Origin of the sequence: Anabaena sp. UHCC 0399 (genome assembly GCF_034931465.1) — a bacterium.
In the GTDB taxonomy this organism is placed as follows: domain Bacteria; phylum Cyanobacteriota; class Cyanobacteriia; order Cyanobacteriales; family Nostocaceae; genus Trichormus; species Trichormus minutissimus.
The window spans coordinates 37,649-50,335 of record NZ_JAYGGZ010000028.1 but is presented as its reverse complement, the minus strand read 5'-3'; the positions used below and the strand labels follow the sequence as shown (position 1 = coordinate 50,335).

Genomic DNA, 12,687 nt, shown 5'->3' with positions numbered 1-12,687 from the left:
CGTTTCCTTTTTTAATTAAGCGTTCCCTTTGCTTTTTGCGATGATAGTTTCAGCCACGCTGCGAGGCACTTCCTCATAGTGGCTAAACTCCATAGAGAAGATACCCCGCCCTTGAGTTTTCGACCGGATATCTGTAGCGTAGCCAAACATACTCGCCAGTGGAACTTTTGATGCCACTTTAGCGAGTCCCTGTTCAGTGCTTTGGCTTTCAATCTGCCCCCGGCGGGAGATGAGGTCGCCAATGACGTTCCCGATATAATCTTCAGGAACTTCCACCTCGACTTTCATCATAGGTTCTAACAGAACTGGTGAAGCTTTAAGCACAGCTTCTTTCAGTGCCATTGAACCGGCAATTTTGAAAGCCATTTCCGAAGAGTCCACATCGTGGTAAGAGCCATGAACTAGCGTTGCTTTCACGTCAATTAGTGGATATCCAGCTAAAATACCAGATTCACAGCTTTCTTTCATACCTTGCTCGGCGGGGCCTATGTACTCTTTAGGTACTACACCACCGACAATTTTAGAGACGAATTCAAAGCCAGTACCGGGTTCTCCTGGTTCCAAATTGATCACAACGTGACCGTATTGACCTTTACCACCACTTTGGCGGATGAACTTACCTTCCACGTTGGTGACAGTTTTCCGAATCGTTTCTCGGTAAGCTACTTGTGGCGCACCGACGTTCGCTTCCACTTTGAATTCACGTAACATCCGGTCTACGAGGATTTCTAGGTGGAGTTCTCCCATCCCTGCAATTACCGTTTGGTTAGTTTCTGGGTCAACGTTGACGCGGAAGGTTGGGTCTTCTTCGGAGAGAGATTGCAGAGCCTTGGATAATTTATCCATGTCGTTCTTGGTTTTGGGTTCAACCGCTACCGAGATCACTGGCTCTGGAATAAAGAGGGATTCTAGAATTACTGGTGAACCTTCATCAGTAATTGTATCTCCTGTCAAGGTGTCTTTTAAGCCAAGCGCAGCCCCCAAGTCACCCGCTCTTAGTTCATCTACATCTTGTCGGTCATCTGCCTTCATCAGAACTAAACGGGAAATCCGTTCTTTTTTGTTCTTAGTAGCATTTAAGACGTAGCTACCTTTTTTCAGAACGCCGGAATAAACACGAACAAAGGTGAGGCGACCGTAGGGGTCAGCCATAATCTTGAATGCCAGAGCAGCTAGGGGTTCGTCATCATTGGCATGACGCTCTACAGTGTCGCCATTGAGGAGTGTTCCTTGAATGGGGGGTACTTCTGTTGGTGCAGGTAGGTAATCTACCACTGCATCTAACATTAGCTGCACGCCTTTGTTTTTAAAGGCAGAACCGCAAAGTACAGGTACGATTGTGCCAGCGATTGTACCTTTCCGCAGGGCAGACCTGATTTCCTCTTCTGTCAGTGCTTCACCATCGAAGTACTTAGTCATCAGAGCGTCATCGGTTTCTGATACTGCTTCCACCAGCTTGGTGTAATACTCTTCGACTTGCTCTTTTAAATCGGCTGGGATATCTGTTTCTTCGATATCTGTACCTTGGTCATTGTTGTAAATGTATGCACGCTTACTCACCAAGTCTACAATGCCCTTGAAGTCGTTTTCGCTACCAATTGGTAGTTGAATGGCAATGGCATTTGCCCGCAGGCGATCGCGCATTTGCTCGTGAACTCTATAGAAGTTCGCTCCTGTACGATCCATCTTGTTGATGAAGGCGATCCGAGGCACTTTGTAACGGTCTGCTTGCCGCCATACTGTCTCTGATTGGGGTTGTACACCACCCACTGAACAAAATACCGCAATTACACCATCCAAAACCCGCATTGAACGTTCAACTTCAATTGTGAAGTCTACGTGACCCGGCGTATCGATAATGTTAATTTGATAATCTTTCCAACTGGTACTAATCGCCGCAGCAGTGATGGTAATTCCCCTCTCCCGCTCTTGATCCATCCAGTCGGTTACAGCAGTTCCTTCGTGAACCTCACCAATTTTATGAATTATTCCAGAGTAAAATAATATCCTCTCTGTCGTCGTGGTTTTGCCCGCATCTATATGCGCCGCAATACCAATATTGCGTACTTTCTCTAGCGGGTTGGTACGTGCCACAGTAGCCTCCTATAGTTTTTGCCTCATGATATCTTGTATATTACTCTTTGTTAAGATTCTATACTTTTAGAGAAAACCGTCTTTTTTTGTAAGGACGCGATATACCGCTTATGAAGGCACGATATACCGCCATTTTACTTAGTAACGATAGTGGGCAAAAGCTTTGTTTGCTTCCGCCATCCGGTGTGTTTCTTCCCGTTTGCGAATAGCATTCCCGCTTTCATTGGCTGCATCTAGTAATTCATTCGCCAATCGGCCAGCCATTGTCCGTCCGGGTCTAGATCGAGAAAATTGTACCAACCAACGCAATGCGAGGGTAGTACCTCTTTCTGTACGTACTTCCATTGGTACTTGATAAGTTGCTCCACCTACTCGGCGAGCTTTAACTTCTACTAGAGGTGTTGCATTCCGCACTGCTCTTTCAAATACTTCTAGTGCATTAGTGCCTGTGCGTTCCTCTACAGTTTTTAAGGCATCATACACGATGCGGGCAGCAAGTGATTTTTTACCATGACGCATTATCCGTCGGATGATCATACTTACAAGCCGACTGTTGTATACAGAGTCAGGCGGAACTGGCCGCCTTTGAATAACACCACGACGAGACATACTTTACCCTTAATTCGGATTTGGCAACGAAATTATATGCTATCAGACAGGGGCTTTCCTGCGCTTTGGTAGCTACAGATGCGATTCCGCAAAGAATTGCTTTACGGTTGCAATCACCCTAATTTTATAGACTTGTATCCTGAACAACTGGAATAACAAAGCGACAACGTCTTTTTACTCTGGTTTTCCCAGGAAAACGCTGTTGTCGCTTACAGCGTTTTGAATTTTTAACTACACTTGCTCGCTGAGTGTAGATTTGGGGAATAAGCTGGAGTAATTTCTGGAAACAGACACTTAATAAATAATTATTTCTGTTTCAGAACAAGGGAATAATCAGTTGTTATGCAATCTGGACGCTTTTGAGTCAAGGGACTAATCGCAATAGATTACGATTAATCACTTGTCTTATTTTTTCCCTTCTTTTGGTCGCTTAGTTCCATACTTGGAACGACCTTGTTTGCGGTCTTTAACTCCGGCTGTATCCAAAGTGCCGCGAATGATGTGGTATCTGACACCAGGTAAATCCTTAACCCGACCACCACGAATCATTACAACTGAGTGTTCTTGTAAATTGTGACCAATTCCGGGAATGTAAGCTGTTACTTCAAACCCAGAGGTTAGTCTTACCCTTGCTACTTTTCGTAGAGCAGAGTTAGGTTTTTTAGGTGTGGTCGTGTATACTCTAGTACAAACACCCCGGCGTTGAGGGCATTGTTTTAGAGCAGGGGACTTGGTTTTCTGACGCGCTTTTTCGCGTTCACTACGTATTAATTGCTGTATTGTTGGCATGAGTTACAGCGCGTGAAGCTGCTTGCTAGTCTAAGTTTTAACAAATCCTGATTATAGCTTTTTTTGTGTTTTTATGTCAAACTTTTCATATTATTTTTAATTTTTTTGTTAAAACAAAGATGGTGTAGTGGTGGAAAAGGAGTTGCCACAGCCACAGGTAGCAACGGATTGGGGATTATGAAAGCGAAAACCACCCCCCATTAAATCCTCGGAATAGTCTATTGCTAGACCATCAACGTAGTTACAACTTTCAGCATCTATGACCACTTGAAAACTGTCAATGTCAAAAAGGCGATCGCCTGAGTTGATTTTTTCATCAAAAGACATATCGTAAAACCAACCAGAACAGCCACCGGGTTTAATAGCTAACCTAAAATGTGTGTTTGGTTGCTGTTTTGCCTGTAAGCGACTGATTTCACTGACGGCGGCTGGGCTTAAATGAATCATGAAACTAGTTGAGGCAATTGAAAACACTATACCTAATTATTACAGATGACTGAGCTGCAATCATCAATAGTTCAAAAAGAACAATAATCTTGAGGGGAGTTGTGAGTGCTGTTAGCGGTAGCGCGGCGTTTAGCCGGTGCTGAGTTGTGAGTGCTGTTAGCGGTAGCGCGGCGTTTAGCCGGTGCTGAGTTGTGAGTGCTGAGTGCTGAGTTGTGTTAGCGGTAGCGCGGCGTTTAGCTGGTGCTGAGTGCTGAGTTGTGATTTTTGAATTGATTTGTCCCCACCGACAAATAGGTAGGGACTGAAGATTGGAGTTCTGAATTTAAATGGTTTGCGAAATATTACTGTTAACTCAAAGTGATAACAGCAATAATATATGGGTATTAATTGGCAGTACGGGCATAATCATCCTGGTAGCGAATAATATCATCTTCACCTAAATATTCACCATTTTGGACTTCAATCAGTACCAAGGGAATGACTCCAGGATTTTCTAGACGGTGAGATGTACACTGGGGTACGTATGTTGACTGATTATTACCAAGTAATATTTCTTGATCACCGCAAACTACCCTAGCAGTTCCAGAAACAACAATCCAGTGTTCACTACGATGGTGGTGCATTTGCAGGCTAAGGCGGTGTCCAGGCTTGACTTCGATCCGCTTAATTTTGTAGCCGCGTCCTTCTTCTAAAACGGTGAAAGCACCCCAAGGACGTAGTTCAGTTGCCGCAATACTCCGGTTCGCGATCGCTGTAGGCAAGGATAAAGTGTTAGTCTTAGTATTTTCTGGATGTTGAGCCATAGTTACCTCATTTGAAGACATATACAAACCGTCATTACTTTTAAATAATTGATGGAAAACTTTTGGGCAATTTTGCAACCGTGAAAATCAGCAATTTAGTTTTACCTTGCTAAACATAGCAAAGCAAAACTTTTGTGGATCAATAATCTCTGCTCAAACTATATTGTCTACACCAATTCTTCATTAAGCTTGATGGCAGCTTATTCTCAGCTTTAAAGAGGAACTGAGAAATTTTGGATTTTGGATTTTAGATTTTGGATTAGCGTCAATCCAAAATTTAAAATTGAATTGCCCCGTTCTCTACTTACCGAGATTGGAGAAAAATGCCAATCCCGTTGTGTACACGTGCAGCAGTATTGGGATAACGGTCGAGTAGTTGCCCGCCTAGGTAAAGACTTGTGGAACTTCCACCGTCTAAGTTGAGGGCATTTACACAGCCTAACAGTTTCATTAATTGGGCGTGTTCTGCTAAAGTCGGGCCAGCCCCACCCGCACGGTTATGTACAGCCGCAATTACTAGGTGATTATTTGCGGTTGTGCAGATTGCGCTACGACTAGCTTTTTGATTAATGAAGGCATTACTGAACTGTTCGCTTTTGGCATCAAGGACAATTTGCCCATTTTGTAACAACAATGGCCCTGCTCCCATGATGTTGGGGTAACGATTAAACTCAGGGGCAGTAGTAGCACTTGTAATCTGCACATCAGTACCGATGAGTAACTGTGATGCTAGTGCGGTAGCAGTGCCACGTAACACTAGTAAGTAGCTACCAGGAGGAATAGGAAAGTTGGTTTGACCAGCTTTATCTCCTGCTAACTGATTAGTAATTTTGTTGTTTTGGACGATAAAAGCCCTTTCGTTGTCTGTTAACGATGTGTAATTCTGACCCCAAGCCGGAGTGTAACGAGCAATACCATTCTGTACATAGCCACTGTTGAGAAATAAAATCGGCGATCGCAAATTACTAGATGTAGTTAAAGTTTCTTGTAAAGTAAGGCGACCAAAGTAAAATTGTCCAGCATCATTCCAAGCGATCGCACCTCGGTTAAGAATGGGACTAGATAACCACTGACCATCCCGACGAATTGCACCTAGGGGTAATCTATTATTGCGGTTGAAATAACCAGCATTAATTGCTGCTACAGCTAGGTTTGTTTGGGCTTTTTGAATTAAGGGGGCTGTACCAATTAGGGTATTAGGTGCTGCCCAAATTGGTTTTATTGCTAACCCAACACTCCGGGGATTAACTTCTAACCAAACTATCCCAAAGCGGTCTTGTCCTAATGTTACAAACTGCTGTCGCCAGCGTAATCCTGTTGCCCAGTTAATATCTCGTGGTTTGAGGGCATCGGGACGCAGATCAATGACTAGGCGATCGGGGTTATTGATAGTGGTAATTTGAGGAGACAAATCTAAGGGAACACTGAGAGTAATAATCGTTTGATTATTTACAATCTCTACTTTTTGAATTAACGCCTCAGAATCTGGTTTTGGTGATGATTGTTTGAGTAGATTTGGTACTGATGGGGGTAAGGGAGTGTAGCGTTGAATTAAACTAGCATCTGCGATCGCATCTAAGATAATTGTCCATTCCCTGTTAACTGGTGCAGAACTATTGGGAGTAGGCGCATTTGGATCATCCAGGAGAGTTTTAATTGGTAGTCCTTGCTTCACTTGCCAGGGGGTAGAACGGTCTAAGTCTAAAACAATGCGAGCTGTTTTTAGCGGGGTGACATTGGTCACGACTGCTGGATTTAGACTTTGACGAATATTTTTGACTTGCGCTTTGGGTGTGGCAATTACTAGAGTGTTTCCTTGCACTTGCATCTGCCATCCTGCGTTTTGCGAAAAACTTGTGACATCGAGATAACGATATCCTCTCAGTAGATGGGTGGCTAGAACTAATTGATTAGTATTTGAGGAAAACCACTCTATGGGTTGTCTAGCAGGGTTATTACTACTTAATAAGTCTACGCCTATGAGTTGGTTCAGAGCCGCATCACTAATGTATGTTTTAACTGGATTTGTGCCTTCCCGTCTTTGCAACCAAGCACCTGATAATGTACGACCATTCAGGGAAATTTGGCTACCAGCAGGTATTTGCCGATCTGTTGGAGATATGGGCGACTGTGAAGTCAATTGTGGGGATTTCTGGGCGTTGGTGATATTGGTAGCAGACAAACATAGTGCGATCGCCAATAATGGCGATACAGTCGTCTGAAATAAGCGATAGTTCAACTTTTTGGCAATAAGACAATGATTGTGCTGTCGGCAATAATTTGGCATTTTTACCATAATTTATTTAATCCCCAGACATTCTGTTCCCTGTTTTCTGTTCCCTATCTCGACGTATAAATTTAATTTTGCCCAAATACGTATAGATAGGTACTTTTGAAAATTATCACCCAATTTAGAGGTTAACTAATTGTCTGGAAATCTTAAAAAATAATGATTCATTTTTAGCCGAAACGTGATAGCCTATATTTTGGCTAGTCATCTCTTATAGATTACACTTAGCAATTTTGCCGCTAAAACCACTATAACCAAAGGCTTTAACTAGCAGTGATGATAACCAAGCTATAGACAAATATTCTTGGTAGTCAAATTTGGATTAAAATAGTAGACCCTCAAAAGAATATTTCCTGCTGTTACTACTTTAGTAAGTTTTAAACAGCATATATATTTTTGTGGCAGAAAATTATTAGTAAAACTCTGACCAAAAACAAAAATACTTAGGAATTGCAAATGGGTCTATAGTGTAATACGCTGATTTTGCTACTAAATCAGGATTTTTTCTGTCTGTCAAGCAGTGAAGCGTTTAATGAGAATTTTGTTCTTTGATCCTAAAGATATTCTCTGTCTGAAAAGTATATTTCCCAGAGAACAAAAATTGAGAAAATACCTACTTTCACAATAGAAGCGTCATGTCAAGATAAAAATCTTTTGTCTAAAATTAGGATAAACACATAAGCAATAATGTCAAAATTTTAACCTGGGTAAATTTAAAAACCGAAGTTAAAATTTTTTTTCTCTAAATTTCGGTGGTTTTGATGTATCTATGCAGCACGAAATTTAGGAGTTTTGCTCACCAGCAGTGGCGAAGTTCGTGACTCAACATCTCAGGACATCTCAGGAATAGGCTATGAATGATCAACCGATGAATCTAAACCAAGAAATCACAGCAAATATGAAATCAGGGGATACCTACCAAGGGCAAAGGTGGTTAGTAGAAGAACGAGATGCCTGTGGTGTAGGTTTTATTGCTCATCGTCAAAATCAGGACAGCCACGAAATTGTGGCCAAGGCTTTAGTAGCGTTAGCCTGTTTAGAACATCGGGGTGGTTGTAGTGCAGATCAAGACTCTGGTGATGGGGCTGGGATTTTAACGGCGATTCCTTGGGAATTGTTGCAAACAGAATATTCTCAAGAAGAAATAGACTTTTCATCTCATAGCAATATGGCGGTGGGGATGATATTTTTACCCCAAGATGTAGAAGTCGCAAAAAAAGCTAAAGCTACTTTTGAGAAAATAGCCACTGAAGAAAAATTAACTGTACTGGGCTGGCGAGTAGTACCAATACAACCAGATTTACTGGGAGTACAAGCAAGAGCAAATCAACCCCAGATTGAACAAGTTTTTCTGCAATCTGAAAAAAGCTGTGATGAACTAGAAAGACAACTGTATATTGCTCGTAAACGCATATTTAAAGCTGCTAAAAATTTCGCTGAAGAATTTTATATCTGTTCCTTATCTAGCCGCACAATTGTTTATAAGGGCATGGTGCGTTCTGCGATTTTAGGAGAATTCTATCAAGATTTACAAAATCCAGCATATAAGAGTGCTTTTGCTGTTTATCACCGCCGCTTTAGTACCAATACAATGCCGAAGTGGCCTCTAGCGCAACCAATGCGGTTGTTGGGTCATAACGGTGAAATTAATACCTTGTTGGGTAACATTAACTGGATGATGGCACGGGAAGCTAGCCTCAATCATCCCATTTGGGGAAATCGCACAGAAGACCTCAAGCCGGTAGCTAATATTAATAGCAGTGACTCCGCTACCTTAGATAACGTCATGGAGTTATTGGTGCGTTCAGGACGATCGCCAGAAGAAGCCTTGATGATTATGGTGCCTGAAGCTTATCAAAATCAACCATCTTTAGCTAACCATCCTGAAATTGTTGATTTTTACGAATATTACAGTGGTCTGCAAGAAGCCTGGGACGGGCCAGCACTGTTAGTATTCAGCGATGGACAAAAAGTTGGCGCAACCTTAGATCGCAATGGTTTAAGACCCGCCCGTTACGTTATTACCAAAGATGACTACATTGTGGTGGCTTCGGAAGCGGGTGTAGTAGACTTCCCTGAAGCCAACATTGTGGAAAAAGGCAGACTAGGCCCTGGGCAAATGATTGCTGTGGATTTAGTCAACCACGAAGTCCTCAAAAATTGGCAAATTAAGCAGCGTGTAGCCGAAAAACATCCCTACGGCGAATGGCTGAAACAGTACCGCCAAGACCTCAAAGAAATTGTGGGTCAGTCTTCAGCCATCAATGGCAACGGTAATGGTCATAAAGCCACCGAAAATGGACATTTGACCACCAACACCATTGACAAACAAATCCTGCTACGTCATCAACTCGCCTTTGGTTACAACACCGAAGATGTGGAAATGGTGATTCAACCAATGGCTAGCAACGGTGCAGAACCAACCTTCTGTATGGGGGATGATATTCCTTTAGCGGTGCTGTCAGATAAACCTCACCTGCTGTATGACTACTTTAAACAGCGTTTCGCCCAAGTCACTAACCCCGCAATTGACCCATTGCGAGAAAAGTTAGTGATGTCTTTGAAGGTGGAACTGGGTGAGAGAGGTAACTTATTAGAACCAAAGCCAGAATTTGCTAGAAGACTAAAACTGGAGTCGCCAGTCTTAACAGAAGCAGAATTAGACGCAATGAAGCTGTCGGGATTTGCCACGGCTGATTTATCAACACTGTTTGCGATCGCTAACGGCCCAACAGGATTGCAAGATGCAGTGCAGGCTTTACAAAAACAAGCGGCCGAATCAGTCCGCGCCGGGGCGAAAATTTTAATCTTAAGCGATCGCGCCAATGGTGGGATTACTTCCGAATATAGCTACATTCCCCCCTTGTTAGCAGTAGGTGCAGTACACCATCACCTAATTCGGGAAGGGTTGCGGATGAAAACCTCCCTCGTTGTCGATACCGCCCAGTGCTGGAGTACACACCACTTTGCTTGTTTAATTGGCTATGGTGCAGGTGCTGTCTGTCCTTACATGGCGTTGAATACCGTTTGCGATTGGTGGTATGAACCCAAAACCCAAAGTTTCATGGAACGGGGTAAACTCAAAGCCATTAGCTTAGAGCAGGCGATCGCCAACTATCGCAAAGCTGTAGAATCGGGTCTGTTGAAAATTCTCTCGAAAATGGGAATTTCTCTCCTTGCTAGCTACCAAGCAGCACAAATCTTTGAAGCTATTGGGATTGGTGGAGATTTATTACAACTGGGATTCCAGGGTACAACCTCCCGCATTGGCGGCTTGAGTGTGAGTGAGTTAGCCCAAGAAGTGCTTACCTTCCACTGCAAGGCTTTCCCCGAACTGACAATTAAAAAGTTAGAAAATCTAGGGTTTGTCAACTACCGTCCTGGTGGTGAGTACCACATGAACAGCCCAGAACTAGCCAAAGCACTGCATAAAGCTGTAGATAGCAAGCTGTACGACCATTACGAAGTTTATAAGCAGCATCTCCAAGGTAGACCAGTCACAGCCTTGCGCGACTTGCTGGACTTCCAAAGCGATCGCACTCCCATCTCTGTAGAAGAAGTTGAGTCAGTTAGCGATATAGTCAAACGCTTCTGTACTGGTGGAATGTCCTTGGGTGCGTTGTCACGAGAAGCCCATGAAGTTCTAGCGATCGCCATGAACCGTTTAGGTGGTAAGTCCAACTCTGGCGAAGGTGGTGAAGACCCCGTACGTTACAAAGTCCTCAGTGATGTAGACGTATCTGGACACTCACCCACCCTTCCCCACCTGAAAGGCTTACGCAATGGTGACACCGCTTCTAGTGCCATCAAGCAAGTTGCATCAGGACGCTTTGGTGTTACGCCTGGGTATTTAGCCAGTGCGAAGCAAATCGAAATTAAAATCGCCCAAGGTGCAAAACCAGGGGAAGGCGGACAACTACCAGGGCCAAAGGTGAGTCCTTACATTGCCATGTTGAGGCGTTCTAAGCCTGGTGTGACCTTGATTTCACCACCACCGCACCATGATATTTACTCCATTGAAGACCTAGCGCAGTTAATTTTTGACCTGCACCAAATTAATCCTAAAGCCCAGGTATCAGTGAAGCTAGTGGCAGAAATTGGCATTGGCACGATCGCAGCTGGTGTTGCGAAAGCTAACGCCGATATCATCCAGATTTCTGGTCATGATGGCGGTACAGGTGCATCTCCTCTCTCATCCATTAAGCACGCTGGTTCACCTTGGGAATTGGGACTGAGTGAAGTACATCGAGTCTTAATGGAAAATAGCCTACGCGATCGCGTCCTGTTACGTGTAGACGGCGGACTCAAAACTGGCTGGGATGTCTTGATGGCTGCATTGATGGGTGCAGAAGAATTTGGTTTCGGCTCAATCGCCATGATTGCTGAAGGTTGTATTATGGCGCGAATTTGCCACACCAATAACTGTCCTGTAGGTGTAGCTTCCCAAAAAGAAGAACTGCGGAAGCGGTTTACAGGTATCCCAGAACACGTAGTTAACTTCTTCTTCTTCATCGCTGAGGAAGTTAGGAGTTTATTGGCAAGATTAGGTTATCGTTCCTTGTCAGAAATCACTGGACGCGCCGATTTACTGACAACGCGGACAAGTGCAAAACTCACCAAAACCCAATCACTCAACCTCAATTGTTTGCTGCAACTACCAGATACCAAAGCCAACCGTAGCTGGTTAGTGCATGAACAAGTTCACAGCAACGGCCCAGTTGTAGATGACCAAATACTTGGTGATCCAGCAATCCAAGCCGCGATTCATAACCAATCTACAATTAGTAAGACTTTAGCTATTGTCAATACTGACAGAACAGTAGGAGCAAGATTAGCAGGTGCGATCGCTTCTCAATACGGTGATAGTGGCTTTGAAGGGCAAATTAACCTCAACTTCACTGGTAGCGTTGGACAAAGCTTTGGTGCTTTTAACCTACCTGGCATGATTTTGACCCTAGAGGGAGAAGCCAACGACTACGTAGGCAAAGGAATGCACGGTGGCGAAATTATCATTAAACCACCAGCCGATTCTACCTATGACCCATCACAAAACGTGATTGTAGGCAACACTTGCCTTTACGGTGCTACAGGTGGAGTGTTATTTGCTAATGGTTTAGGAGGAGAACGCTTTGCTGTTCGCAACTCCAAAGGCGTAGCAGTGATTGAAGGTGCTGGGGATCACTGCTGTGAATACATGACAGGTGGCGTAATTGTGGTTCTGGGTAAAGTAGGACGGAACGTAGCAGCCGGCATGACTGGTGGACTAGCATATTTCTTGGATGAAAATGACTCATTCCCAGAGTTAGTCAACAAAGAAATTGTCAAAATCCAACGGGTAATGACAGCCGCAGGAGAGAAGCAGCTAAAAGATTTAATCAAAGCCCATGCAGAACGTACAGATTCAGCCAAAGCCGAACTCATCTTGCAAAATTGGTCAGCATTCTTGCCTAAGTTCTGGCAACTAGTACCTCCTTCCGAGGCTGATAGTTTAGAAGCCAATCCTCAAGCTGTACCAGAAAAACATCTGAGTTCAGTATAGTCATTAGTCATTAGTCAGTTAATAGTGACTAATGACTAATACCAATGCGATTTAAAATTGCCATATATTTTTGTAGAGAGATGCGAAATATCGCGTCTCTTTTATATTACGAATTA

The 12,687-nt window shown here is 43.5% G+C and carries 7 protein-coding genes; 1 reads left to right on the top strand and 6 read right to left on the bottom strand.

Annotation, left to right across the window (positions count from 1 at the left end):
* Positions 1 to 15: 15 nt before the first annotated feature.
* The 6 genes from fusA to VB693_RS16185 all read right to left on the bottom strand — a co-directional run bounded on the left by fusA (position 16) and on the right by VB693_RS16185 (position 7,038).
* Positions 16 to 2,094 (bottom strand): elongation factor G, encoded by a 2,079-nt coding sequence (gene fusA / locus VB693_RS16210; RefSeq protein ID WP_323267160.1) that lies wholly within the window; start codon positions 2,092 to 2,094, stop codon positions 16 to 18.
* A gap of 138 nt (positions 2,095 to 2,232) precedes the next feature.
* Entirely contained in the window at positions 2,233 to 2,703 is a 471-nt protein-coding gene (gene rpsG / locus VB693_RS16205; RefSeq protein ID WP_190702018.1) for a 30S ribosomal protein S7, read from the bottom strand.
* Positions 2,704 to 3,108: 405 nt separating this feature from the next.
* Complete coding sequence (gene rpsL, locus VB693_RS16200) at positions 3,109 to 3,492, bottom strand: 30S ribosomal protein S12 (protein ID WP_190702021.1); 384 nt, start codon at positions 3,490 to 3,492, stop codon at positions 3,109 to 3,111.
* Positions 3,493 to 3,600: 108 nt separating this feature from the next.
* Positions 3,601 to 3,939: an iron-sulfur cluster assembly accessory protein gene (locus VB693_RS16195; protein WP_323267159.1), complete on the bottom strand. Its 339-nt coding sequence runs from the start codon at positions 3,937 to 3,939 to the stop codon at positions 3,601 to 3,603.
* A 383-nt stretch (positions 3,940 to 4,322) separates the two neighbouring features.
* Entirely contained in the window at positions 4,323 to 4,742 is a 420-nt protein-coding gene (locus VB693_RS16190; RefSeq protein WP_190702028.1) for a cupin domain-containing protein, read from the bottom strand.
* 304 nt (positions 4,743 to 5,046) lie between these two features.
* Positions 5,047 to 7,038 (bottom strand): phosphodiester glycosidase family protein, encoded by a 1,992-nt coding sequence (locus VB693_RS16185; RefSeq protein WP_323267158.1) that lies wholly within the window; start codon positions 7,036 to 7,038, stop codon positions 5,047 to 5,049.
* An 847-nt stretch (positions 7,039 to 7,885) separates the two neighbouring features.
* Here VB693_RS16185 and VB693_RS16180 point away from each other — a divergent pair.
* A complete protein-coding gene (locus VB693_RS16180) occupies positions 7,886 to 12,571 on the top strand; it encodes a glutamate synthase-related protein (RefSeq protein WP_323267157.1) in 4,686 nt (1,561 codons plus the stop codon).
* Positions 12,572 to 12,687: the final 116 nt, after the last annotated feature.